Raw genomic sequence first — 23,512 nt, forward strand, 5'->3', positions numbered from 1 at the left:
GGTGATGAGGCTGCAACTATCGCACAACCACAGGCTGCGGCAACGCCCGCCGGCGCAGGAAAATTTTCTGCCGCTGGGGTAGTCTCTGGAATAATTTTCTTACCGGTTCCCGATCGATATGGACAGCTTCGACCAGCACATCCTCACCCTGCTCCAGCGCGATGCCTCGATCTCGCTCAAGGACCTGGCCGAAGCGGTGAACCTCTCGACCACGCCGTGCTGGAAGCGGGTCAAGCGCCTGGAGGAAGACGGCTACATCCTTGGCCGCGTCGCCCTGCTCGACCCCGAGCGCCTGGGGCTGGGGTTGACCGTGTTCGTCCAGCTCAAGACCCAGCGCCACGACAGCGCCTGGCTGGAGCAGTTTGCCGCGACGGTGACGGGCTTCGAGGAGGTGATGGAGGTGTATCGGATGTCCGGGGACTGGGACTACATGCTGCGGGTGGTGGTGGGGGACATTGCGGCGTATGACCGGTTCTACAAGAAGCTGATTACCAGTACCGATGGGCTTTCCAACATTACTTCGAGTTTTGCCATGGAACAGATGAAGTACACCACCGCCTTTCCGGTGCATCGCGCCTGACCAGAGGCCTTATCGCCGGCAAGCCGGCTCCCACAGGTAAAGTGCACACCTTGATCCCTGTGGGAGCCGGCTTGCCGGCGATAGGGCCCGTACAGGCAACCAATCAGTCAGCCGCCAGCACCGCCTCGATCCGATTCCCCGGCTTGGCCTTCTCCAACCGAATCGCCACGAACTTGGAAGTCGGGGTGTAGGTCCCTTCGCCATAACTGTCCAACGGCACCAGCGGGTTGGTCTCGGGGTAATACGCCGCCGCCTGCCCATCCGGAATGTCATAGGGCACCAGCCGGAACCCCGACACCCGCCGCTCCACGCCGTCTTCCCACAGCGACACCAAATCCACCTGCTCGCCCGGCTCGAAGCCCAGCCGGCGAATGTCCGCCTCGCTGACGAACACCACCTCACGCAGCCCGAACACCCCGCGATAGCGGTCGTCCAGCCCGTACAACGTGGTGTTGTACTGGTCGTGCGAGCGCATGGTCTGCAGGATCAGGTCGGGCTTGTCACCGCGCGCCAGCACCTTGGCGTTGACCAGCTGCTCCGGCAGCGCGCTGGGGCTGAAACGCGCCTTGCCAGTGGCGGTGCGCCAGTTGCGCTCGGCCGCGCTGTTACCCAGGTGGAACCCGCCGGGGTGCTGCAAGCGCTCGTTGAAATCGGCAAAGCCTGGGATGACATCGGCGATCATGGCGCGAATCCGGCCGTAATCGGCCACCGCATACTCCCAGTCGATCGGCGCGTTGCCCAAGGTGGCCTTGGCCATGCCGGCAACGATCCACGGCTCCGAGCGCAGGTGCGGCGAACGTGGGCGTAGCTGGCCATGGGAAATGTGCACCATGCTGAAGGTGTCTTCCACCGTGACGCCCTGCGGGCCATCTTCCTGCAGGTCGATTTCGGTGCGGCCCAAGCACGGCAGGATCAGCGCATCGGCGCCGGTAACCAGGTGCGAGCGGTTGAGCTTGGTGGAAATCTGCACGGTCAGCGCGCAGTTGCGCAGGGCCGCGTGGGTGCGGGGGGTATCGGGCGTGGCCTGGGCGAAGTTGCCACCCAGGCCGATGAACACCTTGGCCCGCCCCTCTTCCATGGCCTTGATCGCCAGCACCGCGTTGTGCCCGTGGGCGCGGGGTACGCGGAACTGGAAGCGTTTTTCCAGGGCATCGAGCAGCGCCGCCTTGGGCTTCTCGTCGATGCCCATGGTGCGGTCGCCCTGCACGTTGCTGTGGCCGCGCACCGGCGACAGCCCGGCGCCCGGCTTGCCGACGTTGCCCCGCAGCAGCTGCAGGTTGACCAGCTCCTGCACGGTCGGCACCGAATGGCGGTGCTGGGTCACGCCCATGGCCCAGCACATGATCACCCGCTCGGCCTTGCGGTACATGCGCGCGGCCAGCTCGATCTCGGCCAGGGTGAGCCCCGATTGCTCGACGATGTGCACCCACGAGGTGGCATCCACCGCCGCCAGGTAGGCATCCACGCCGCTGGTGTGCTCGGCGATGAAGGCATGGTCGAACACCGCGGGCTCGCCCTTGGCCTGGGCCTCGCGCTCCCACTGCAGCAGGTACTTGGCGATGCCGCGCATGGCGGCCATGTCGCCGCCCAGGGCCGGGCGGAAGTAGGCGGTATTGGTCGGCTCGGAGCCGTTGCTGAGCATTTCGAACGGGTGCTGCGGGTGCTGGAACCGCTCCAGGCCCCGCTCCTTGAGCGGGTTGAAGCACACCACCTGGGCACCGCGCTTGACCGCTTCGCGCAGCGGTTCGAGCATGCGCGGGTGGTTGGTGCCGGGGTTCTGGCCGATGACGAAGATCGCATCGGCCAGCTCCAGGTCATGGAACACCACGGTGCCCTTGCCGACCCCAAGGGTTTCCGACATGCCCACGCCACTGGCTTCGTGGCACATGTTCGAGCAGTCGGGGAAGTTGTTGGTGCCGTAGGCGCGCACGAACAGCTGGTAGAGGAACGCCGCCTCGTTGCTGGCCCGGCCCGAGGTGTAGAACTCGGCCTGGTCGGGCGAGTCGAGCGAGCGCAGGTGCTTGGCGACCAGGGCGAATGCCTCTTGCCAGCTGGTTTCGACGTAATGGTCGGTGGCGGCGTCGTAGCGCATGGGGTGGGTCAGGCGGCCCTGGTACTCGAGCCAGTAGTCGGTCTGCTCGGCCAAGGCGCTGACGCTGTACTTGGCGAAGAAGGCCGGGTCCACGGAACGCCCGGTGGCCTCCCAGTTCACTGCCTTGGCGCCGTTCTCGCAGAACTTGACCATGTCGCTTTCCGGCGACTCGCCCCAGGCGCAGCCCGGGCAGTCGAAGCCGCCGTTCTGGTTGGTCTTGAGCATCGCCCGCAGGTTCTTGAAGGCGTTCTCGCTGCCCAGCCAGCTCTTGGTCACGCTCTTGAGCGCGCCCCAGCCGGCGGCGGGGCCTTTGTAGTCCCGGATGTGTTGGTCCTGGCTCATGCGGTAAATCCTCACGCTGGCATGGAAAAGTGCAGCGGGTCGTGTAGCCCGGTGCTTTTTTCCAGCCTATGGAGGCCGGCACAAGCGCGTCCAATCGATATGGCTTACAGCCTGATAGGCCGTTTCGATGATGGCCCAGGGGCGCGCTGCAGGCCTCGGATTTCGGCGCCTGCAGCCGTGATAGAGGAGACTGATCGAATAGTCGGGCAAAGCAATTTGACGGGGGCGCCCACAGGTAATAGCTTGGACCTTACACCTCAACCCTTTCGAGCCCCCACGTGGAACAGACCCTCCGGCCCCTGATCGACGGTTTCAACCGCAAAATCGACTACCTGCGGATGTCGGTGACGGACCGTTGCGACTTCCGTTGTGTCTATTGCATGGCCGAAGACATGCAGTTTCTGCCGCGCCAGCAGATCCTCAGCCTCGAAGAGCTGTTCCAGGTGGCCGAGCGCTTCGTCGCCCTGGGCACCCGCAAGATACGCCTCACCGGTGGCGAGCCGCTGGTACGCCAGGGCATCGTCGACTTGTGCGGGCGCATTGCCGCCCTGCCCGGCCTGCGCGAACTGTGCATGACCAGCAACGGCTCGCAACTCGGGCGCCTGGCCCAGCCGCTGTTCGATGCCGGGCTGTCGCGCCTGAACATCAGCCTCGACAGCCTCGATACCGAGCGTTTCAAGCAACTGACCCGCACGGGCCACCTGCAGCAGGTGATCGCCGGCATCGACGCTGCCCGCCGCGCGGGCTTCCAGCGCATCAAGCTCAACTGCGTGGTGCTCAAGGGCCGCAACGACCACGAGCTGGTCGACCTGGTGCGCTTTGCCATCGACCGCGAGCTGGACATCACCTTCATCGAAGAGATGCCCCTTGGCGTAATCAGCGAGCACGAACGTGGCGAGTCGTTCTGTTCCAGCGATGAAGTGCGCGAGCGCCTGGCCGAGCAGTTCACCCTGATCGAGTCGACCGAATCGTCACAAGGCCCGGCGCGCTACTGGCGCCTGGCCGAAGCGGCGAACACCCGGGTCGGCTTCATCTCGCCGCACAGCCACAACTTCTGCGCCACCTGCAACCGCGTGCGGCTGACCGTCGAGGGCCGCCTGCTGCTGTGCCTGGGCAACGAGCATTCGGTGGACCTCAAGCAAGTGCTGCGCGCTCACCCGGGCAACCCCGAGCGGCTGGAAAAAGCCATCCGCGACTCGCTGCACCTCAAACCCTACCGGCACCATTTCGAGGTAGGTGGCGATGTGCAAATCCTGCGCTTCATGAACATGACTGGCGGCTGACCCGCTGCCTCTGGATTTCCATGATCGTCCACCCCAATCCCGATGTGCTGCGCGTGCTGTTCACCCTCAAAGGGTCGATCGTCAAGCGCATTGCCCTGCGCTGCCTGATGGTCACCTTGCTGGCCGCGCTGATCGTGCTGGTCGAGCGCCACTTCCCGGCGTTCTTCTACCCGGTCAGCGCCACGCCCTTCACCTTGCTCGGCCTGTCGCTGTCGATCTTCATGAGCTTTCGCAACAACGCCTGCTACGACCGCTGGTGGGAAGGGCGCAAGGCGTGGGGCAAGCTGATCATCGAGACGCGCTCGTTCGTGCGCGAAAGCACGGTGATCGCCGATGCGCCGCTGCGCGCCGAGCTGTTGCGCAGCCTGTGCGGCTTTGCCCACGCACTGAGTGCGCGCCTGCGCAACGAGGACGAAAGCCGCGCCGCGCGGCCCTGGCTGAAGGGCAACGCGCCGGTGGCCGAGCACAACGTCTGCGACGGCATCCTGCGCGAGATTGGCGAGCAGTGCTCGCGCCTGGCCGAGCAGCAGCACATCAGCGAATGGCGCTATACCCTGCTGGAGCAACGCCTGGCCGGCCTGACCGAGGTGCAGGCCACCTGCGAACGGATCAAGGGCACGCCGCTGCCCTTCCCCTATACCCTGCTGCTGCACCGCACCATCTACATCTTCTGCCTGCTGCTGCCATTTGCCCTGGCCGAGCCGCTGGGGTGGCTGGCGCCGCTGTTCACCACCATCGTCGGCTATACGTTCTTCGGGCTGGATGCGATCGGCAATGAGCTGGAGGACCCGTTCGGGCGCGACGAAAACGACTTGCCACTCGATGCCATGGTGCGCACGGTCGAGCGGGATGTGCTGGGGGCACTGGAGGTGCAGCCGCTGCCACCGGCGTTGCTGCCAGTGGATTATGTGTTGAGCTGAAGGCCCTATCGCCGGCAAGCCGGCTCCCACAGCTCAAGGCGAGTGATTTCCTGTGGGAGCCGGCTTGCCGGCGATAGGGCCGCTACAGTCAACCACGGCTCTGGCAAGCTTGAATCGGCTTCAAATGCTTCACGAAGTTGCACGGCATGTGCCGTGCATCCAGCTGCTCGGCCAGAATCCCCTCCCAGGCCGTGCGACAGGCGCCGGTCGAGCCCGGCAGGCAGCACACCAGCGTGCCATTGGCCATACCCGCCAGGGCGCGGCTTTGCACGGTCGAAGAGCCTATGTCGAGAATCGAAAGGGCGCGGAACAACTCGCCAAAACCGTCGATATGCCGGTCGAACAGGCACTGCACCGCTTCCGGCGTGCTGTCACGCCCGGTAAAGCCGGTGCCGCCGGTGATCAGCACCACCTGCACCTCGTCATCGGCGATCCAGGTGGCGACCTGGGCGCGTATCTTGTACAGGTCGTCCTTGAGCAGCACCCGCGCCACCAGGCGATGGCCGATCTGCACCGAGCGGTTGGCCAGCAGTTCGCCGGAGGTGTCGTTGTCGAAGCTGCGGGTATCGCTGACAGTCAGCACGGCGATGTTGAGCGGTACGAAGACCGCGTCGGGTTTGACGCGCACGGGATGGCTCCTTGAATGGGCTGTGCCGCAACGCTAGAGGCACGGCGCCAGGGCGTCCAATCGATATGGCGAACTGGCCGATCAATGACATCTATCGCAGACTTGGTTAAGGTCTGTACACCCCACCCCAGGCAGCCCCATGGACATCAAGCAGCTCAAGTTCCTCATCGCCCTCGACCAGACCCGCCACTTCGGCCAGGCCGCGGCGCTGTGCCACATCACCCAGCCGACCCTGTCCATGCGCCTGCGCAACCTGGAGGACGAGCTGGACCTGATGCTGGTCAAGCGCGGCCAGCGCTTCGAGGGTTTCACCGAAGCTGGCGAGCGCATCCTGGCCTGGGCCCGCACCCTGCTCGCCGCCCATGACGGCCTGCAAGCCGAGGCCGCCAGTTGCCGCGGCCAGGTGGTCGGCAGCCTGCGCCTGGGCAGCGTGCCCCTGGCCAGCTTCAACACCATGAACCTGCTGATGCCGCTGCGCGAAAAATACCCCGAGCTGCATTTCCAGCTCAGCACCCACAGCACCGAGCAGATCATGGACGGCCTGAGCCGCAACCAGCTGGACCTTGGCATCTGCTACCTGGACCAGGTCAACGCCGGCTTCTTCGAAGTGATCGAACTGGGCACCACCACCATGGGCCTGCTGTACGACACCCGGCACTTCCAGCTCGATGCCGCCGAACTGCAATGGAGCGAACTGGCCAATCTGCCGCTGGGGCTGCTGAGCAAGGGCATGCACTACCGCCAGTCGCTGGACCTGAGCTTGCGCAGCCGGGGGCTGGAGCCTATGGCAGTGCTGGAAAGCGACTCCAGCTTCCAGCTGGTCCAGGCCATCACCGCCGGCGTGTGCTGCGCGGTGATGCCGCTGAACTTCGGCCTGGAAGACCTGAGCGAACACCTGCGCATCATCCCCATCGCCGACGCCAGCATCCACAGCCCGGTCGGCCTGCTGCTGCGCCGCAGCGAGCCGCGTTCGGCGATTGCTGAGCAGTGCTTTGACGAGGCGCGTGCGCTGTTTCAAACCCTCTGAGTCGCCGTCGCCTGGCGGTACTGCCGCGGGGTAAACCCCGTCAATTGCTTGAACTGCCGGCTGAAGGCGCTGTGGTCGGTGTAGCCGCACTGCAGTGCCACCTCGGTGATCGGCAGCTCGCTGTGCAGCAGGCGGTGGGCGTTTTCCAGGCGGGCCTTGTGGATCATCTGCCGCGGCGTGAGGTGGAACACCCGCTTGCAGTAGCGCTCCAGTTGCGCCACGGAAATCCCGGCGATGCGGGTGAGTTCACCCATGCTGATCGGCTGGTGAAAGTGCTGGCGGATGTGTTCGTCCACTGCGGCCAGGCGCTGGTAGGCGGGGTGGGTGTCGGCGGCTGACTGCAGGTCGACGGAGATGCCGACCAGGCCGATGATCTCGCCCGCGGGGTTGTGCAGCGGGCGCTTGTGGGTCAGGCACCAGCCGGGTTCGCGGCTGCCATAAAGGTGAAGCTCCAGCTGGTCTTCGAGCACCAGGCCCTGTTGCAGCACCCGGCGATCCTGTTCGGTGTAGCCGGGGCCCAGTTGCGCCGGGAAGACTTCGGCGCTGGTCTTGCCCAGCAGCGGCTGCAGGCGCTTGAGGCCGCAGCGCTGCACCAGCGTGGTGTTGGCCAGCACGTAGCGGGCGTGCGGGTCCTTGATGAATATCGCGGCGTTGGGGATGGCGTCGAGAATCGGCAGCAGCAGGGAGACGCTGGCCAGCAGGGCCTCGAGTGTCGCGGGGCGGTGTTCGGCGAGGTTGTGGTAGAGGGTTGCCAGGGGCTCGGTTGTCATCTGTCGGTTCTCTGTTGTCTTTACCGCCGCCATCGCCGGCAAGCCGGCTCCCACAGGGTCACAGGGTCACAAGACCCAAGGTCCAAGGTCCAAGGTCCAAGGTCCAAGGTCCAAGGTCCAAGGTCCAAGATCACAGGATCACAGGATCACAGGTGGGAGCCGGCTTGCCGGCGATGGCGCCAGCACGCCCAACACATCTCTCCAGCCCTTCCCCTACAGGCCCTCCAGCCTATCCAGCGGGCCCACCCGGCCACCAGCCTTTTCTGCAACTGTGCCGATTTCGTCATCCTCCCTGCAGAAAACCATCAAGAACCCCCACCCCCGCCAGGTTCACTCTATGCCCCACGCAAGCCGCCCCATGCCTACAAGAGCGCGGCGGTAACGCCGCATCACGTGACATCAGACCTGCCTATCCAAAACCTACAAAAAGGCGCACCCATGTCAGGCAAATTCAAGAAACAGCTGTCATTGCTCGACCTCACCTTCATCGGCCTCGGCGCCATCTTCGGCTCCGGCTGGCTGTTCGCCGCCAGCCACGTGTCGGCCATCGCCGGCCCGGCCGGGATCCTTTCCTGGTTCCTCGGCGGCTTTGCCGTGCTGCTGCTGGGCATCGTCTACTGCGAGCTCGGCGCGGCCCTGCCGCGTGCCGGCGGCGTGGTGCGCTACCCGGTGTATTCCCACGGCCCGCTGCTCGGCTACCTGATGGGCTTCATCACGCTGATCGCCTTCTCCAGCCTGATCGCCATCGAAGTGGTCGCCTCCCGCCAGTACGCCGCGGCGTGGTTTCCCGGGCTGACCAAGGCCGGCTCCAGCGACCCCACCGTGCTCGGCTGGCTGGTGCAGTTCGCCTTGCTGGGGCTGTTCTTCTTCCTCAACTACCGCAGCGTGAAAACCTTCGCCAAGGCCAACAACCTGATCAGCGTGTTCAAGTTCATCGTGCCGCTGCTGGTGATCGGCGTGCTGTTCACCTTCTTCAAGCCGGAAAACTTCGAGGTCCAGGGGTTTGCCCCGTTCGGCCTGTCCGGTGTGGAAATGGCAGTGTCGGCCGGCGGCATCATCTTCGCCTACCTGGGCCTGACGCCGATCATCTCGGTGGCCAGCGAAGTGAAGAACCCGCAGCGCACCATCCCGATCGCGCTGATCCTCTCGGTGCTGCTGTCCACCGCGATCTACGCCCTGCTGCAACTGGCTTTCCTCGGCAGCGTGCCGACCGAGATGCTGAGCAACGGCTGGGCCGCCGTGACCAAGGAACTGGCCCTGCCCTACCGTGACATCGCCCTGGCCCTGGGCGTGGGCTGGCTGGCCTACCTGGTGGTGGCCGATGCGGTGATCTCGCCCAGCGGCTGCGGCAACATCTACATGAACGCCACCCCGCGGGTGATCTATGGCTGGGCGCAAACCGGCACCTTCTTCCGCTACTTCACCCGCATCGACGCGCAATCCGGCATCCCGCGCCCTGCCCTGTGGCTGACCTTCGGCCTGTCGGTGTTCTGGACCCTGCCGTTCCCGTCCTGGGAAGCGCTGATCAACGTGGTGTCCGCCGCCCTGGTGCTGAGCTACGCCGTGGCCCCGGTCACCGTTGCCGCCCTGCGCCGCAATGCACCGGACATGCCGCGCCCGTTCCGGGTCATGGGCATGGGCGTGCTCGGCCCGCTGTCGTTCATCATCGCTGCGCTGATCGTCTACTGGTCTGGCTGGAACACCGTGTCGTGGCTGCTGGCGCTGCAGATCGTGATGTTCGTGCTGTACCTGCTGTGCGCCCGTTTCGTGCCCACCCAGCACCTGTCGCTGGCCCAGCAAGTGCGCTCCTCGGCCTGGCTGATCGGCTTCTACGCCGTGACCATCCTGCTGTCCTGGCTGGGCAGCTTCGGCGGCCTGGGCGTGCTTGCCCACCCGTTCGACACCCTCGCCGTGGCCGCCTGTGCCCTGGGCATCTACTACTGGGGCGCCGCCACCGGCGTGCCGGCTCACCTGGTGCGCCTGGAAGGCGAAGACGAAAGCGAAGCCAGCGGCGAAAGCTACGCCGGCCAGCGCCCTGCCGCCGTCGCCTCCTGACCTTCTCTGAAATGGACATGCCCATGAAACACGTTCATGTGATCGACTCCCACACCGGCGGCGAACCTACCCGCCTGGTGCTCAAAGGCTTCCCCACCCTCACCGGCCGCAGCATGGCCGAGCAGCGCGACGAGCTGCGCGAACTGCACGACCACTGGCGCCGCGCCTGCCTGCTGGAGCCCCGCGGCAACGACGTGCTGGTTGGCGCGCTGTACTGCCCGGCGGTGTCGGCCGATGCCACCTGCGGGGTGATCTTCTTCAACAACGCCGGCTACCTGAACATGTGCGGCCACGGCACCATCGGCCTGGTCGCCTCGCTGCAGCACCTGGGCCTGATCCAGCCGGGCGAGCACAAGATCGACACCCCGGTCGGCCAGGTCACCGCCACCCTGCATGAAGACGGCGCGGTCACGGTCGGCAACGTGCCGGCCTACCGCTACCGCCAGCAGGTAGCGGTCGAAGTGCCAGGCCACGGCGTGGTCCACGGCGACATCGCCTGGGGCGGCAACTGGTTCTTCCTGGTGTCCGAGCACGGCCAGCGCATCGAACTGGCCAACCGCGAAGCCCTCACCGAGTACACCTGGGCCATGCTCAAGGCGCTCGAAGCCCAGGGCATCACCGGCGAACACGGCGCATTGATCGACCATGTCGAGCTGTTCGCCGATGACCCCAACGCAAACAGCCGCAACTTCGTCATGTGCCCCGGCAAGGCCTACGACCGCTCCCCCTGCGGCACCGGCACCAGCGCCAAGCTGGCCTGCCTGGCCGCCGACGGCAAGCTCGCCGAGGGCCAGACCTGGGTCCAGGCGAGCATCACCGGCAGCCAGTTCCACGGCCGCTACCAGCGCGAAGGCGCGCACATTCGCCCGTTCATCACCGGCCGCGCCTACATGACCGCCGACAGCACCCTGCTGATCGACGAACAGGATCCGTTTGCCTGGGGCATCTGAGCGCCCGAGGCCTTTTCTTCGCCACCTGACTGAATACTGCAAGGAGTGACACCCATGAGCGACAACATCTTCACCGGCTGCATGCCCGCCCTGATGACCCCGTGCACCGCCGCCCGCACCCCGGACTTCGACGCCCTGGTACGCAAGGGCCGCGAGCTGATCGAAGCGGGCATGAGCGCGGTGGTGTACTGCGGCTCGATGGGCGACTGGCCGCTGCTGACCGAGGCCGAACGCCAGGAAGGCGTGGCGCGCCTGGTGGCCGCCGGCATCCCGACCATCGTCGGCACCGGTGCGGTGAACACCCGCGAAGCCGTGGCCCACGCTGCCCACGCGGCCAAGGTCGGCGCCGCCGGCTTGATGGTCATCCCCCGCGTGCTGTCGCGCGGCGCCTCGCTGATCGCCCAGAAGCACCACTTCTCGGCCATTCTCGCGGCCGCGCCGAAATTGCCGGCGGTGATCTACAACAGCCCCTACTACGGCTTCGCCACCCGCGCCGACCTGTTCTTCGAACTGCGCCGCGAATACCCGAACCTGATCGGCTTCAAGGAGTTCGGCGGTGGCGCCGACCTGCGCTACGCCGCCGAGCACATCACCTCCAAGGATGACGACGTGACCCTGATGGTCGGCGTCGACACCCAGGTGGTGCACGGCTTCGTCAACTGCAACGCCACCGGCGCCATCACCGGCATCGGCAACGCCCTGCCGCGCGAAGTGCTGCAGCTGGTGAGCCTGAGCAAGCAGGCGGCCAAGGGCGATGCCCGCGCCCGCCGCCAGGCCCGCGAGCTGGAGTCGGCGCTGGCGGTGCTTTCTTCGTTCGATGAAGGTTGCGACCTGGTGCTGTACTACAAGCACCTGATGGTGCTCAACGGCGACAGCGAGTACAGCCTGCATTTCAATGAGACCGACGTGCTCACCGATGCCCAGCGCAACTACGCCGAGCAGCAGTACGCGCTGTTCCGCAGCTGGTACGCCAACTGGTCGGCCGAGCAGAACCTGGCCTGATTCGAGGGCCGCAGTACACCCCCATCGCCGGCAAGCCGGCTCCCACATGAAACCTGCAATGACCTTGTGGGAGCCGGCTTGCCGGCGATGGGCCGCTCAGCGGCCCGCTTTCTCGAACCCCCGCATTAAGGACGCCCCATGACCCTGACAGGCAACCTGCTGATCGGCCAGCGCGCCGTGCCCGGCAGCCAAGCAGCCATCCACGCCATCGACCCGGCCACCAACCAGAAGCTCGAACCCGCTTACGCCGGCGGCACCGGCGAACACGTGGCCCAGGCCTGCGCCCTGGCCTGGGCAGCGTTCGACCCCTATCGCGAAACGTCGCTGGAGCAGCGTGCGGCATTTCTTGAAACCATCGCCGAACAGATCGAAGCGCTCGGCGATGCCCTGATCGACCGCGCCGTGGCCGAAAGCGGCCTGCCCAAGGCACGCATCCAGGGCGAGCGCGGCCGTACCTGCACGCAACTGCGCACCTTCGCCCGCGTGGTGCGCGACGGTGAATGGCTGGATGTGCGCATCGACAATCGCCAGCCAGAGCGCCAGCCCCTGCCCCGCGCCGACCTGCGCCAGCGCCAGGTGGCCCTGGGCCCGGTCGCCGTGTTCGGCGCCAGCAACTTCCCCCTGGCCTTCTCGGTGGCCGGTGGCGACACCGCCTCGGCACTGGCGGCCGGCTGCCCGGTGGTGGTCAAGGCCCACGGCGCCCACCCCGGCACCAGCGAACTGGTCGGCCAGGCCGTGGCGCGCGCCGTGCAGCTGTGCGGCTTGCCTGAAGGCGTGTTCTCGCTGCTGTATGGCGCGGGGCGTGAAGTCGGCATTGCCCTGGTCAGCGACCCACGCATCAAGGCGGTCGGCTTCACCGGCTCGCGCAGCGGCGGCATCGCCTTGTGCCAGGCCGCCCAGGCGCGGCCGGAGCCGATTCCGGTGTATGCCGAGATGAGCTCGATCAACCCGGTGTTCCTCTTCGACGCGGCGCTGCAAGCCCGTGGCCAAGCACTGGCGCAAGGCTTCGTCGCCTCGCTCACCCAGGGCGCGGGCCAGTTCTGCACCAACCCCGGCCTGGTCATCGCCCGCCAAGGGCCGGCGCTGCAACGCTTCATTGCCGCCGCCAGCGAGCACGTTGCCCAGGCTGCGGCGCAAACCATGCTCACGCCAGGCATCTACAGTGCCTATGCCGCCGGCACCGCCGCCCTGGCCGACAACGCCAACGCCCAGGTCGCGGCCAGCGGCCAGCCGCCGCACGGCCCCAACCAGTGCCAGGCGCAGCTGTTCGTCACCCAGGCCAGTGCGTTTCTCGCCGACCCGGCGCTGCAGGCCGAAGTGTTCGGCGCCGCCTCGCTGGTGGTGGCGTGTGCCAGCGACGAGCAGGTGCGCCAGGTTGCCGAGCACCTGGAGGGCCAGCTGACCGCCACCCTGCAACTGGACGACGGCGACCTGGACAGCGCCCGCGCCCTGCTGCCGACCCTGGAGCGCAAGGCCGGGCGCATCCTGGTCAATGGTTGGCCAACCGGTGTGGAAGTGTGCGATGCGATGGTCCACGGCGGGCCGTTCCCGGCCACCTCCGATGCCCGCAGCACCTCGGTGGGCACGGCGGCGATCCTGCGTTTCCTGCGCCCGGTGTGCTACCAGGACTTCCCGGACGCCTTGCTGCCGCAGGCGTTGAAGCACGGCAACCCGCTGCAGCTGCAGCGCTTGCTCGACGGCAAGCGGGAACGCTGAACCATGCGCGATGCCTCCTTTGAAACCGATATTGCCGTGGTCGGCGCCGGCATCGTCGGCGTCGCCTGCGCCCTGCAACTGGCCCGCCAGGGCCGCCGGGTGCTGCTGATCGACCGCCAGGCGCCGGGCCACGGCGCGTCCTACGGCAATGCCGGGCACCTGGCCACCGAGCAGGTGTTCCCCATCGCCGACCTGTCGATCCTCAAGCGCCTGCCGCGCATGCTGCTGGACCCGATGGGCCCGCTGCGGCTGGACTGGAAGTACCTGCCCAAGGCCCTGCCCTGGTTCACCCGGCTGCTGCTCAACCTGCGCCCGGCGCCGTTCCAGCGCAGCGTGGCCGGCATCCGCACGCTGAACGAAGGCAGCCTTGGCGCCTGGCAGCGTTTGCTCGGGTCGATCGGGCGCAGTGACCTGTTCAAGGAGGATGGCTCGCTGCTGGTGTTCGAGCGGCCCGAGTCGCGCCAGGCGCTGAACGCCTTGCGCGCGCGCATGCAGCAGCAGGGCGTGGCGGTGGACATGTGGTCGGGCGATGCCGTGCATGGCGCGGCGCCGCAGTTGAGTGCATCGATCCTGGGTGGCTTGTTCTTCCCGCGTACCGGGCATTTTCTCGACCCCTACCGGGTGGTTTGCGAACTGTTCGAGGCGGCCAAGGCCAGTGGCGTGCGGTTCGTGCAGGCGCAGGTCGATGGCGGGCACCTGGACGCCAACGGCGTCAAGCTCAGCAGTGACCAGGGCACATTCAGTGCGCGCCAGGTGCTGGTCAGTTGTGGTGCCCACTCCGCGCAACTGACGGCGGCGCTGACCGGCAAGCGTGTGCCGCTGGACACCGAACGTGGCTACCACCTGATGTTGCCAGGTGAGCATCAGCGCCTGCCGTTTGCGGTCACCTCGCTGGAGCGCAAGTTCATCATGACGCCGATGACGGGCGGGCTGCGGCTGGCGGGCACGGTGGAGTTCGCAGGGTTGGACGCGCCGCCGAGCATGCAGCGGGCGTGGCAGTTGCACCGGCTGAGCAAGGGGCTGTTCACGCGGGAGCTGGGGATGGAGGGGGCGACGCCGTGGATGGGGTTCAGGCCTTCGCTGCCGGATTCGCTGCCGGTGATCGACCGGGTGTGTGATGGGCGGGTGCTGCTGGCGTTCGGGCATCAGCACCTGGGCCTGACCCAGGCGGCGGTGACGGCGCAGTGGGTGGGGCGGTTGGCTGAGCAGGAACAGGTGGCGGGGGTGGCGGCTTACCGGATCGATCGGTTTTGAGGGGCCGCTGCGCGACCCCATCGCCGGCAAGCCGGCTCCCATAGGTACAGCGCCGTGATTGCTCTGTGGGAGCCGGCTTGCCGGCGATGGGGCTGCGCAGCAGCCCCTACGGTCACTCAGCGATAACGCTCAAGCCAATGCGCATACGGCGCTGGCAAGGTCCAGGAAGCCTTGTCCACACCCAGCTCCTTGGCCGCCGCATACGGCCAATGCGGGTCGGCCAGATGCGCACGCCCCACCGACACCAGGTCAAGCTGGCTGGCCTGCAGCGCCGCCTCGGCCAACTGCGGCGTACCAAAGCCCCACGCCGAGGTCACCGGCAACCCCGCCTCGCGCCGCACGCGCTCGGCAATCGGCCCCATGAACGCCGGGCCCCACGGGATGTTGGTATCCGGGATGGTGAAGCCCACGCTGACACTCAGCAGGTCCAGGCCACCGGCCTTGAACAGGCGCGCCAGTTCGATGGACTCCTCCAGCGTCTGCTCATCCCGCCCGTCATATTCCAGCACGCCGAAACGCGCGGTCAGCGGCAGGTTTTCCGGCCACACCTCACGCACCGCCGCCAGGGTTTCCAGCAGGAAGCGGCTACGGTTCTCGAAGCTGCCGCCATAGGCATCGGTGCGCTGGTTGGAGTGCTCGGAGAAGAAGCTCTGGCCCAGGTAGCCGTGGGCAAAGTGCAGCTCGATCCACTCGAAACCGGCGTCACGCGCACGGCGGGCGGCATCGACGAAGTCCTGCTTGACCCGGGCGATGTCGGCCAGGGTCATTTCCCGCGGCACTTTCGGCAGGTGCGCGCCGAAGGCGATGGCCGACGGGGCGAGGGTTTCCCAGCCACGGGCATCGTCGGCGGCGATGTGGTCGTCACCTTCCCACGGGCGGTTGGCGCTGGCCTTGCGCCCGGCGTGGGCGATCTGGATGCCCGGCACCGAACCTGCGGCCTTGATCGCCTGCACCACCGGCACGAAGGCCTGGGCATGGGCGTCGCTCCAGATACCGGCGCAGCCGGGGGTGATGCGCCCTTCCGGCGCCACCGCGGTGGCCTCGACCACCACCAGCCCCGCGCCACCGCGGGCCAGGCCCGCCAGGTGCACGTGGTGCCAGTCGTTGATCATGCCGTCCTCGGCCATGTACTGGCACATCGGCGGAATGGCGATGCGGTTGCGCAGGGTAACGTCCTTGAGGGTATAGGGTTGGAACAATGCAGACATGGGCAGACTCCGTAGGGTCATCTGAATACGATTGTTCGATCATATTCGAACTATGGCAATTTGTGAAACCCCCGTTATCATGGCGACCATGCGAGCCTACACACACCCCAACCCCGAAGACCTGATCCTGGAGCGCGTGCTCTATGCGCTGAGCGACCCCGTGCGCCTGGAAATCGTGCGCCACCTGGCGGGCGTGGCCGAGGCCAGTTGCGGCGAGCTGGATGGCGGCCGGCCGAAGTCGAGCATGTCGCACCACTTTCGCGTGTTGCGCGATGCCGGGCTGGTGCACACCCGCAATGTCGGCACCACCCACATGAATTCGCTGCGCAGCGAAATGCTCGACGAGCGCTTTCCCGGCTTGCTGGAGTGCCTCCTGCGCCAGCAGTGATCCCACCGATTCACCTCAGCTTGCCTGCCATATGCAATGCCTGTGGGAGCCGGCTTGCCGGCGATAGGGCCGCCACAGGCAAAAAAAAACCACGAGGTCACCCCCGTGGTTTTTTTCGATCACAACAAGGCCGCAGCTTACAGCGCCATGTCGTTCTCAGGCTTGCTTTCAACCGGCTGGGTCACGCCAGTGCTGGTGCCGACGCTCTGGTCGATCACCGGCGGCTTTTCCAGCTGCAGGACTTCAGCGGTGTAGTTCCACTCTTTCTGGGTAGCCGCTGCCGAATCATTCAGCTTGGTGCCGTAGCTCGGCACGATCTCTTTGATCTTGGCTTGCCACTCAGGCGTCGCGACCTTTTCCTTGAACACGGTTTCCAGCACGTTCAGCATGATCGGCGCCGCAGTCGAGGCACCTGGCGATGCACCCAGCAGGCCTGCGATGGTGCGGTCTTGCGAGGCTACCACTTCGGTGCCCAGCTTGAGCACGCCGCCCTTCTCTTCGTCACGCTTGATGATCTGCACGCGCTGGCCGGCCTGCCACAGTTTCCAGTCTTCCTTCTTGGCGTTCGGGAAGTAGGTGCGCAGGGCTTCGAAGCGGTCGTCGTCCGACAGCATCAGCTGGCCGGCGAGGTACTCGACCAGCGGGTACTGCTCGATACCGACCTTGGTCATCGGCCACACGTTGTGCGGGGTGGTGGTGCTCAGCAGGTCCAGGTACGAGCCGTTCTTCAGGAACTTGGTCGAGAAGGTGGCGAATGGCCCGAACAGGATCACGCGCTTGCCGTCCAGCACGCGGGTGTCCAGGTGCGGAACCGACATGGGCGGGGCACCGGTCGAGGCGATGCCATAGGCCTTGGCCATGTGCTGCATGGCGATGGTCGGGTTCTCGGTCACCAGGAACGAGCCGCCTACCGGGAAGCCTGCGTATTCCTTGGCTTCCGGAATGCCCGACTTCTGCAGCAGCTTCAGCGCACCGCCACCGGCACCGATGAACAGGAACTTGGCGTCGGTGGCCGATTCGGTACCGTCCTTCAGGTTCTTGTACTCGACGTGCCAGGAGCCGTCCTTGTTGCGGGTGATGTCCTGGACTTCGCTGGACAGTTGCAGGGTGAACTTGTCCTGGGTCTTCAGGTGGCCGACGAACTGGCGGGTGATCTCGCCGAAGTTGACGTCGGTGCCGATTGGCGTCCAGGTCACGGCCAGCTTCTGGTTAGGGTCGCGGCCTTCCATCATCAGCGGGACCCACTTGGCGATCTGCGCGTGGTCCTCGGAGTACTGCATCGGGCGGAACAGCGGGCTGGCCTGCAGTGCGTCGTAACGCTTCTTGAGGAACTTGATGTTGTCATCGCCCCAGACGAAGCTCATGTGCGGGGTGGTGTTGATGAACGAGTGCGGGTTCTTCAGCACGCCCTGACGGACCTGCCACGACCAGAACTGGCGGGAGATCTGGAAGGCTTCGTTGATTTCGATGGCCTTGGCGATGTTGACGTTGCCGTCTTTGTCTTCCGGGGTGTAGTTCAGCTCGGCCAGCGCGGAGTGGCCGGTACCGGCGTTGTTCCAGCCGTTGGAGCTTTCTTCGGCCACGCCATCGAGGCGCTCGACCATCTCCATCGACCAGCTTGGCTCCAGCTCGTGCAGCCACACGGCCAGGGTGGAGCTCATGATGCCGCCGCCGACCAGCAGCACATCGACTTTCTTGGTTTCTGCGGCGTGCGCTTGCATGAAGCTCGCAGCGACAGCCAGACCCAGCAAGGTCTTGCCAGCTTTCTTGAACATTGATCAATTCCAGTCTGTAGAACGGAGGACGGGCCTGTGGCTGGCCCAGGTGTTTCATGTTCTTCCGCGCAGGCTTGTTATGGTCATTGTTCAGCGGCCAGAGAACCAGAAAACGACCCAGGCTATTGTCGAATTGACCGACAGGGCTGAATCGTTTCGCTGATTGTATTCTGAAATGCCAGCACAAACAAATTGCCGGCCGCGGCGTCAAGACGGCAGGTTGCCTCAGCGGCAGGTTGTCACGCTTGATTGCGCCGAATGACCGATCGAGCAGTTGAAATGCCGGTGGCGGCAGACGATAGTCAAGGCTTCGGCCACCGCACTGCCCTACAGGAGTTCTCCCATGCTCGGCGTCACCGACTACGGCGCGTTCGTCATTGCCTTCATCATCATGCTGGCCATTCCCGGGCCCGGTAACTTCGCCCTGATCACCGCCACCGGCAAGGGCGGCATCAAGGCCGGCCTGGCGGCAACCTGCGGGGTGATTGTCGGTGACCAGGTGCTGCTGTGGCTGGCGGTAGCGGGCGTTGCCGCCCTGCTCGTGGCCTACCCCGCCGCGTTCCACCTGGTGCAGTGGGCGGGTGCGGCGTACCTGGCCTACCTCGGGCTGCGCATGCTGCTGAGCAAACCCGGCGGCGCACCGCGCGTCAGCCGCATGGACAGCGGCCACTACCTGCGCCAGACCCTGCTGATCACCCTGCTCAACCCCAAGGCGATCATGTTCTACATGGCGTTCTTCCCGCTGTTCGTCGACCCGGTGCGGCACCAGGGGCTGGTGACCTTTGGCTTCATGGCCGCGACCGTGGCGGTGGTGACCTTCCTGTACGGGTTGATTGCGGTGGTGCTGACCCACCACCTGGCCGAGCGCATGCGCGCCAACCCGCGCATTGCCAACCTGTTCGAGCGCTTGGCGGGGGCTTGCCTGGTGGGGTTCGGGATCAAGCTCGCGGCGATGCGCTGAGGGTTCCTCAACGAAACAGCCATCCTAGCCTCGGGAGCCCAAGCCTGACAGGAAGTAGCTAGTAGGCTACACTCGACAATGACAAACGAGATTCGCAGCACACCCCACTTCGATGACTGGCTCGCTGGTATCAAGGACCCTATCGGAAAAGCCGCGATTACCGCCCGTATCAGCCGAGCAGAATGCGGAAACTTCGGCGACACAGAGCCGGTGGGTGATGGCGTCAGCGAAATGCGTGTATTCATCGGGCCCGGCTATCGCGCGTACTACGTACGAACCGGCCAAACCCGCTATCTGATGCTTTATGGCAGCGGCAAACGTGAGCAAAGTAAAGGCATCAAGCGAGCAAAGGAAATCCTGGACGATCTGCGAGGCAGGAAATGATGAGTAATAACTACAGCCCCGAAGAGATGCCGATCCTCAATCTGGATCTGAGCAACACAAAGCGATTTGAAGCGTCCCGGTTTCTCGATAGCCCTGAAACCATTGCGGCATACTTGGCAGAAGCCTTGAAAAGCAATGACACGCACGTCTTGATGCATGCCATGGGCGAAGTGGCAAAGGCGAGAGGCGTGAACAAGCTCGCACAGGATGCTGGCGTCAATCGCGAATCTCTTTACAAGACCTTCAAGGGAGGCAGCAAGACGCGCTTCGAGACCATCCAGAAGCTTATGCAGGCATTGGGTGTGGAGTTGACCGTGAGACCACTGCCTGAGCCGGCTATACGTGCCGCCGAGTAACGGACGCGTCTGCACAACTTGAGCCCGGAAAACGCCAGGGGTGAGCAATCACCCGAGTAGATTGCCAAAACGAAAAAGCCCCTGGAAACTTTAGTTTCCAGGGGCTTCATCTTGTATGGCGGAGAGATAGGGATTTGAACCCTAGGTACTGTTGCCAGTACAACGGATTTCGAATCCGTCCCGTTCGACCACTCCGGCATCTCTCCAATGCCGCGCATCATACCAGCGAATTCTGAAAACGCAAACCTTTATTTTCAAAAAAATCGCGTGGTATCAGGCGCTTGCGTGAACGCGCCGGTTACAGCGGCACGCCCAGGCGCTTGGCAACTTCTTCGTAGGCTTCGATCACGTCGCCCAGGCCCTGGCGGAAGCGGTCCTTGTCCATCTTCTTGCGGGTTTCCTTGTCCCACAGGCGGCAGCCGTCGGGGCTGAACTCGTCACCCAGGACGATCTGGCCGTGGAACACGCCGAACTCCAGCTTGAAGTCGACCAGCAGCAGGCCAGCATCGTCGAACAGCTTGCTCAGCACTTCGTTGACCTTCAGCGACAGCTTCTTCATCTCCACCAGCTGCTCGGCGGTGCCCCAGCCGAACGCGACAACGTGGGATTCGTTGATGAAGGGGTCGCCCTTCTCGTCGTTCTTCAGGAACAGCTCGAAGGTGGACGGCTCCAGCTTGATGCCCTCCTCCACGCCCAGGCGCTTGACCAGGCTGCCGGCGGCATAGTTACGCACCACGCACTCGACCGGGATCATGTCCAGCTTCTTCACCAGGCACTCGTTGTCGCCCAGCAGCTTGTCGAACTGGGTCGGCACGCCGGCTTCTTCGAGCTTCTGCATGATGAAGGCGTTGAACTTGTTGTTCACCATGCCCTTGCGGTCGAGTTGTTCGATGCGCTTGCCGTCGAACGCCGAGGTGTCGTTACGGAACAGCAGGATCAAGCGGTCGGCGTCGTCGGTCTGGTAAACCGATTTGGCTTTGCCGCGGTAGAGTTCGTCGCGTTTTTCCATGGTGGAGGGCTCCGCTTGCTTGAGTGTTGGGCTAGGCGATTTCGCGCCAGTCGAGCCCATGTTCCTGATTCGCCACCTGGAGCCAGTCCGGGTCGCACCCAAGGGTGTCGACAAAGCACTGGCGGGCCAGTTGTGGCAGGTTGTTCTTGCTGCTGAGGTGGGCCAGCACCAGGTGTTGCAGGTTGCTCCAGCCCAACTCTTGCACCAGGCTCGCGGCCTGGTGGTTGTTCAAATGGCCTTGCATGCCGCCCACGCGCTGCTTGAGGAAGTACGGGTAGTGCCCGCGCGCCAGCAGGTCGCGGCAGTGGTTGGCTTCGATCAGCAGGGCGTCCAGGCCTTGGTAGCGCTCCAGCAACCGGGTGTCGTAAGAACCCAGGTCGGTGAGCATGCCAAAGCGCCGGCGGCCGTCGCTGAGCACATACTGCAGCGGCTCGTAGGCATCGTGCTCGACCCGCGCCGCGCTCACGTCCAGGCAGCCGATGCGCAAGGTGTCGCCACAGGCGAGAAAACCGGCCACCTCCACCGGCTTGCGCAGGCCGCGCAAGGTCCCTTGGCTGAGGTAGACCGGTACATTGTAGCGCCGTGACAGCAAGCCCACCCCATGCACATGGTCGGCATGTTCGTGGGTGACCAGCACCGCGCTCAACTGCGCCGCCGACACCCCGAGCAGCGCCAGGCGCCGCTCGGTTTCGCGCAGGGAAAAGCCGCAATCGACCAGGATGAACGTGTCACCACTGGCGATCAGCGTGCCATTTCCCTGGCTGCCGCTTCCAAGTACCGCGAAGCGCACTTAACCCAGGTGGTCCTGAATGGCGCTCAGCACGCGGCGGGCGACATCGGCCGGGGCCACGGTGTTGATGTTCTTCTCGACGGTAACCTGCACGCTCTCGCCCACCTTGCTCAGGCGAACCTGGTAGCGCTCGGCACGGGCTTCACGCTCTTCCTTGGTCGGCTCGCTGCCGAACATGCGGCTGAAGAAGCCCGGCTGGTTCTGCTTGTCGTCCGGCTTTTCCGACAGGTTGATGTAGTACAGGCCCAGGCTGCGGTTGATGTCCTCGACACGCCATTCGCCACCCTGCTCCAGGGCACGGCCCACGCCGGACCAGGCGCGGTCCAGGTCGGCGCCCAGGTACAGCACCGGGTTGCCGCTGCCGTCTTCGCTCAGGCTGACGCGGCTTGGCGCGTCGAAGTCGCGCGCGGCCAGCAGTGAAACCGAACCGCCCTTCTCGGCGCTGCGGTTCATGCTGGCGAGCATTTCGTCGACCAGCAGCGCATCGGCGCCGGTGTTGCTGGAGCTGGACGGGAATGCGGTGTCGGCCGTGCTGCCCGCCGGGCGCTCGACGCTGACGATGTACACCTCAGAGGTGTTGCGCTGCACGCCAGGCTCCATGCGAACACGCACGCGCACTTCGCTGTCACCGCTGCTGGCGGTGCTGGCCAGGCGCTGGCCGAGCGATGCCGACAGTTCGTCGAAACGCTGCCAGGTGGTGTTGAATTCGCCGGTTTGCGGGCGCTCTTCAGCGATGCGGAAACCGTTGTCCTCGAAGAACTGACGGGCCACCGGCCAGACTTCGGCCGGCGAGCGCTGGGCCAGCACCCAACGGCTGCTGCCGCTGCGCTGCAGGGTGAAATCGCTGACTTCGGCACCGCCAACCAACGGCTGCGGGCGCGGCACTTCGAACTCGCCGGTGGCGCGGTCGTCGGCCACGTTGCGCGGGATCGGCAGCAGCGGGTCGAGGCGCTTGACGCTGCTGGCGTCTGGCGGCAGCTGCATCGGCGCGGTGGGGTGGGCCTGCAGGTAATCGCTGCCGCGGTCGCGGAAATAGCCATCCTCGCCCCACAGCCAGCCACACCCACTGGTGCTGGAGATAATCAGGGCGAGCGCGGAAAGACCAGCCAGTCGCTTCATGCGGTGTACTTCCTCTTAAACCAGTACGCCGGACTGGCGCAAGGCAGTACGGACTTTTTCGTGACAACCTTCGCTCAGCCAGGTCAGCGGCAGGCGAATGCCTTTGTGCATCAGGCCCATTTCCACCAGCGCCCATTTCACCGGGATCGGGTTGGCTTCGCAGAACAGGTCCTTGTGCAGCGGCATGAGTTTTTCGTTGATCGCGCGGGCCTTCTCGGCATTGCCCTCAAGGGCGGCCTCGCACAGATCGGCCATTTCGCGCGGGGCGACGTTGGCGGTGACGGAGATGTTGCCCTTGCCGCCCATCAGGATCAGCTCGACGGCGGTCGGGTCATCGCCGGACAGGACGATGAAGTCTTCGCTCACGCCTTCGATGATGGCCTTGGCGCGCACCAGGTCGCCGGTGGCTTCCTTGATGCCGATGATGTTCGGCACGCTCGACAGGCGGATCACGGTCTCGGCCTGCATGTCGCAGGAGGTGCGGCCGGGTACGTTGTAGAGGATCTGCGGGATGTCGACGGCTTCGGCGATGTGCTTGAAGTGCTGGTACAGGCCTTCCTGGGTCGGCTTGTTGTAGTACGGCACCACCAGCAGGCAGGCGTCGGCGCCGGCGTTCTTGGCGTTCTGCGTCAGGTGCACGGCTTCGGCGGTGGAGTTGGCGCCGGTGCCGGCGATCACCGGGATCGGCTTCTTGCTGTGCTTGACGCGCTCGACCACATGCTTGATGACCAGGATGTGTTCTTCGACATCCAGCGTGGCGGACTCACCGGTGGTGCCGACAGCGACGATCGCGTGGGTGCCATTTTCCAGGTGGAAGTCTACAAGTTTGTCGAGGCTGCCCCAGTCAAGACGCCCTTGTGCATCCATGGGTGTGACCAATGCCACCATACTGCCCGCAATCAT

22 protein-coding genes and 1 tRNA gene are annotated in these 23,512 nt (G+C 65.2%); 13 read left to right on the top strand and 10 right to left on the bottom strand.

Annotated elements, in window-relative coordinates; all coding sequences use genetic code 11:
- Window positions 1-118 precede the first annotated feature (118 nt).
- Entirely contained in the window at window positions 119-580 is a 462-nt protein-coding gene (locus L6D75_RS13960; RefSeq protein ID WP_176517047.1) for an Lrp/AsnC family transcriptional regulator, read from the top strand.
- A gap of 103 nt (window positions 581-683) precedes the next feature.
- Here L6D75_RS13960 and L6D75_RS13965 read toward each other — a convergent pair whose 3' ends face one another.
- Entirely contained in the window at window positions 684-3,014 is a 2,331-nt protein-coding gene (locus tag L6D75_RS13965; protein ID WP_176517045.1) for an FdhF/YdeP family oxidoreductase, read from the bottom strand.
- Window positions 3,015-3,292: 278 nt separating this feature from the next.
- Here L6D75_RS13965 and moaA point away from each other — a divergent pair, with 278 nt between their 5' ends.
- Window positions 3,293-4,297 carry a GTP 3',8-cyclase MoaA gene (gene moaA, locus L6D75_RS13970; RefSeq protein ID WP_176517043.1) on the top strand — a complete coding sequence of 335 codons (1,005 nt, stop codon included), beginning with the start codon at window positions 3,293-3,295 and terminating at the stop codon, window positions 4,295-4,297.
- A gap of 20 nt (window positions 4,298-4,317) precedes the next feature.
- On the top strand, window positions 4,318-5,217 hold the full coding sequence (locus L6D75_RS13975; protein WP_176517041.1) for a bestrophin family protein: 900 nt from the start codon (window positions 4,318-4,320) through the stop codon (window positions 5,215-5,217).
- An 88-nt stretch (window positions 5,218-5,305) separates the two neighbouring features.
- Here the strand turns inward: L6D75_RS13975 and moaB are convergent, their stop codons facing one another.
- Entirely contained in the window at window positions 5,306-5,845 is a 540-nt protein-coding gene (gene moaB, locus L6D75_RS13980; protein ID WP_176517039.1) for a molybdenum cofactor biosynthesis protein B, read from the bottom strand.
- 139 nt (window positions 5,846-5,984) lie between these two features.
- Here moaB and L6D75_RS13985 point away from each other — a divergent pair, with 139 nt between their 5' ends.
- Window positions 5,985-6,872: a LysR family transcriptional regulator gene (locus tag L6D75_RS13985; RefSeq protein WP_176517037.1), complete on the top strand. Its 888-nt coding sequence runs from the start codon at window positions 5,985-5,987 to the stop codon at window positions 6,870-6,872.
- Here the strand turns inward: L6D75_RS13985 and L6D75_RS13990 are convergent.
- Window positions 6,860-7,642, bottom strand: coding sequence for an AraC family transcriptional regulator (locus L6D75_RS13990; RefSeq protein ID WP_176517035.1), 783 nt, complete (start codon window positions 7,640-7,642; stop codon window positions 6,860-6,862). The genes L6D75_RS13985 and L6D75_RS13990 overlap by 13 nt on opposite strands.
- A 438-nt stretch (window positions 7,643-8,080) precedes the next feature.
- Here L6D75_RS13990 and L6D75_RS13995 point away from each other — a divergent pair, with 438 nt between their 5' ends.
- The 5 genes from L6D75_RS13995 to L6D75_RS14015 all read left to right on the top strand — a co-directional run bounded on the left by L6D75_RS13995 (window position 8,081) and on the right by L6D75_RS14015 (window position 14,619).
- Window positions 8,081-9,697 carry an APC family permease gene (locus tag L6D75_RS13995; protein WP_176517033.1) on the top strand — a complete coding sequence of 539 codons (1,617 nt, stop codon included), beginning with the start codon at window positions 8,081-8,083 and terminating at the stop codon, window positions 9,695-9,697.
- 23 nt (window positions 9,698-9,720) lie between these two features.
- Window positions 9,721-10,647 carry a 4-hydroxyproline epimerase gene (locus L6D75_RS14000; RefSeq protein ID WP_176517032.1) on the top strand — a complete coding sequence of 309 codons (927 nt, stop codon included), beginning with the start codon at window positions 9,721-9,723 and terminating at the stop codon, window positions 10,645-10,647.
- A gap of 54 nt (window positions 10,648-10,701) precedes the next feature.
- Window positions 10,702-11,649, top strand: a complete 948-nt coding sequence (locus L6D75_RS14005; protein WP_176517030.1) for a dihydrodipicolinate synthase family protein — start codon at window positions 10,702-10,704, stop codon at window positions 11,647-11,649.
- Between the two features lie 138 nt (window positions 11,650-11,787).
- Window positions 11,788-13,365 (top strand): aldehyde dehydrogenase (NADP(+)), encoded by a 1,578-nt coding sequence (locus L6D75_RS14010; protein WP_176517028.1) that lies wholly within the window; start codon window positions 11,788-11,790, stop codon window positions 13,363-13,365.
- 3 nt (window positions 13,366-13,368) lie between these two features.
- Complete coding sequence (locus L6D75_RS14015) at window positions 13,369-14,619, top strand: NAD(P)/FAD-dependent oxidoreductase (RefSeq protein ID WP_176517027.1); 1,251 nt, start codon at window positions 13,369-13,371, stop codon at window positions 14,617-14,619.
- Between the two features lie 116 nt (window positions 14,620-14,735).
- Here the strand turns inward: L6D75_RS14015 and xenA are convergent, their stop codons facing one another.
- Window positions 14,736-15,827, bottom strand: a complete 1,092-nt coding sequence (gene xenA, locus L6D75_RS14020) for an NADH:flavin oxidoreductase/NADH oxidase (protein ID WP_236193579.1) — start codon at window positions 15,825-15,827, stop codon at window positions 14,736-14,738.
- A gap of 52 nt (window positions 15,828-15,879) precedes the next feature.
- Between xenA and L6D75_RS14025 the strand changes: the two genes are divergently transcribed.
- Window positions 15,880-16,215, top strand: coding sequence for an ArsR/SmtB family transcription factor (locus tag L6D75_RS14025; RefSeq protein ID WP_176518279.1), 336 nt, complete (start codon window positions 15,880-15,882; stop codon window positions 16,213-16,215).
- 137 nt (window positions 16,216-16,352) lie between these two features.
- Here L6D75_RS14025 and mqo read toward each other — a convergent pair whose 3' ends face one another.
- A complete protein-coding gene (mqo, locus tag L6D75_RS14030; protein WP_236193580.1) occupies window positions 16,353-17,990 on the bottom strand; it encodes a malate dehydrogenase (quinone) in 1,638 nt (545 codons plus the stop codon).
- A gap of 343 nt (window positions 17,991-18,333) precedes the next feature.
- Here mqo and L6D75_RS14035 point away from each other — a divergent pair, with 343 nt between their 5' ends.
- The 3 genes from L6D75_RS14035 to L6D75_RS14045 all read left to right on the top strand — a co-directional run bounded on the left by L6D75_RS14035 (window position 18,334) and on the right by L6D75_RS14045 (window position 19,691).
- Entirely contained in the window at window positions 18,334-18,951 is a 618-nt protein-coding gene (locus tag L6D75_RS14035) for a LysE family transporter (protein WP_236193583.1), read from the top strand.
- Between the two features lie 78 nt (window positions 18,952-19,029).
- A complete protein-coding gene (locus L6D75_RS14040) occupies window positions 19,030-19,335 on the top strand; it encodes a type II toxin-antitoxin system RelE/ParE family toxin (protein WP_176518290.1) in 306 nt (101 codons plus the stop codon).
- The gene (locus L6D75_RS14045; RefSeq protein WP_176518289.1) at window positions 19,335-19,691 is read left to right on the top strand and encodes an addiction module antidote protein; all 357 of its coding nucleotides are present in this window, start codon (window positions 19,335-19,337) and stop codon (window positions 19,689-19,691) included. The genes L6D75_RS14040 and L6D75_RS14045 overlap by 1 nt, the downstream gene beginning before the upstream one ends.
- A 116-nt stretch (window positions 19,692-19,807) precedes the next feature.
- Here the strand turns inward: L6D75_RS14045 and L6D75_RS14050 are convergent.
- The 5 genes from L6D75_RS14050 to dapA all read right to left on the bottom strand — a co-directional run bounded on the left by L6D75_RS14050 (window position 19,808) and on the right by dapA (window position 23,512).
- Window positions 19,808-19,897, bottom strand: a tRNA-Ser gene (locus L6D75_RS14050).
- 92 nt (window positions 19,898-19,989) lie between these two features.
- The gene (purC, locus tag L6D75_RS14055; RefSeq protein ID WP_016392503.1) at window positions 19,990-20,700 is read right to left on the bottom strand and encodes a phosphoribosylaminoimidazolesuccinocarboxamide synthase; all 711 of its coding nucleotides are present in this window, start codon (window positions 20,698-20,700) and stop codon (window positions 19,990-19,992) included.
- A 31-nt stretch (window positions 20,701-20,731) separates the two neighbouring features.
- Window positions 20,732-21,490 carry an MBL fold metallo-hydrolase gene (locus L6D75_RS14060; protein ID WP_176518123.1) on the bottom strand — a complete coding sequence of 253 codons (759 nt, stop codon included), beginning with the start codon at window positions 21,488-21,490 and terminating at the stop codon, window positions 20,732-20,734.
- The gene (bamC, locus tag L6D75_RS14065; protein ID WP_236193587.1) at window positions 21,491-22,609 is read right to left on the bottom strand and encodes an outer membrane protein assembly factor BamC; all 1,119 of its coding nucleotides are present in this window, start codon (window positions 22,607-22,609) and stop codon (window positions 21,491-21,493) included.
- A 15-nt stretch (window positions 22,610-22,624) separates the two neighbouring features.
- A complete protein-coding gene (gene dapA / locus L6D75_RS14070; RefSeq protein WP_236193589.1) occupies window positions 22,625-23,512 on the bottom strand; it encodes a 4-hydroxy-tetrahydrodipicolinate synthase in 888 nt (295 codons plus the stop codon).

It is taken from the genome of Pseudomonas faucium (genome assembly GCF_021602585.1).
Lineage (GTDB): Bacteria > Pseudomonadota > Gammaproteobacteria > Pseudomonadales > Pseudomonadaceae > Aquipseudomonas > Aquipseudomonas faucium.

What these genes read in the sequence shown, in the direction of transcription:
- L6D75_RS14005 (WP_176517030.1), top strand. Translation starts at nt 10,702, where the DNA reads ATGAGCGACAACATCTTCACCGGCTGCATGCCCGCCCTGATGACCCCG.
- L6D75_RS14025 (WP_176518279.1), top strand. Translation starts at nt 15,880, where the DNA reads ATGGCAATTTGTGAAACCCCCGTTATCATGGCGACCATGCGAGCCTAC.
- L6D75_RS13965 (WP_176517045.1), bottom strand. Translation starts at nt 3,014, where the DNA reads ATGAGCCAGGACCAACACATCCGGGACTACAAAGGCCCCGCCGCCGGC.
- L6D75_RS14035 (WP_236193583.1), top strand. Translation starts at nt 18,334, where the DNA reads ATGCTCGGCGTCACCGACTACGGCGCGTTCGTCATTGCCTTCATCATC.
- L6D75_RS13985 (WP_176517037.1), top strand. Translation starts at nt 5,985, where the DNA reads ATGGACATCAAGCAGCTCAAGTTCCTCATCGCCCTCGACCAGACCCGC.
- L6D75_RS14000 (WP_176517032.1), top strand. Translation starts at nt 9,721, where the DNA reads ATGAAACACGTTCATGTGATCGACTCCCACACCGGCGGCGAACCTACC.
- L6D75_RS13960 (WP_176517047.1), top strand. Translation starts at nt 119, where the DNA reads ATGGACAGCTTCGACCAGCACATCCTCACCCTGCTCCAGCGCGATGCC.
- L6D75_RS13975 (WP_176517041.1), top strand. Translation starts at nt 4,318, where the DNA reads ATGATCGTCCACCCCAATCCCGATGTGCTGCGCGTGCTGTTCACCCTC.
- L6D75_RS13990 (WP_176517035.1), bottom strand. Translation starts at nt 7,642, where the DNA reads ATGACAACCGAGCCCCTGGCAACCCTCTACCACAACCTCGCCGAACAC.
- bamC (WP_236193587.1), bottom strand. Translation starts at nt 22,609, where the DNA reads ATGAAGCGACTGGCTGGTCTTTCCGCGCTCGCCCTGATTATCTCCAGC.
- L6D75_RS14040 (WP_176518290.1), top strand. Translation starts at nt 19,030, where the DNA reads ATGACAAACGAGATTCGCAGCACACCCCACTTCGATGACTGGCTCGCT.
- L6D75_RS14045 (WP_176518289.1), top strand. Translation starts at nt 19,335, where the DNA reads ATGAGTAATAACTACAGCCCCGAAGAGATGCCGATCCTCAATCTGGAT.
- L6D75_RS13995 (WP_176517033.1), top strand. Translation starts at nt 8,081, where the DNA reads ATGTCAGGCAAATTCAAGAAACAGCTGTCATTGCTCGACCTCACCTTC.
- L6D75_RS14015 (WP_176517027.1), top strand. Translation starts at nt 13,369, where the DNA reads ATGCGCGATGCCTCCTTTGAAACCGATATTGCCGTGGTCGGCGCCGGC.
- purC (WP_016392503.1), bottom strand. Translation starts at nt 20,700, where the DNA reads ATGGAAAAACGCGACGAACTCTACCGCGGCAAAGCCAAATCGGTTTAC.
- mqo (WP_236193580.1), bottom strand. Translation starts at nt 17,990, where the DNA reads ATGTTCAAGAAAGCTGGCAAGACCTTGCTGGGTCTGGCTGTCGCTGCG.
- dapA (WP_236193589.1), bottom strand. Translation starts at nt 23,512, where the DNA reads ATGATTGCGGGCAGTATGGTGGCATTGGTCACACCCATGGATGCACAA.
- xenA (WP_236193579.1), bottom strand. Translation starts at nt 15,827, where the DNA reads ATGTCTGCATTGTTCCAACCCTATACCCTCAAGGACGTTACCCTGCGC.
- L6D75_RS14010 (WP_176517028.1), top strand. Translation starts at nt 11,788, where the DNA reads ATGACCCTGACAGGCAACCTGCTGATCGGCCAGCGCGCCGTGCCCGGC.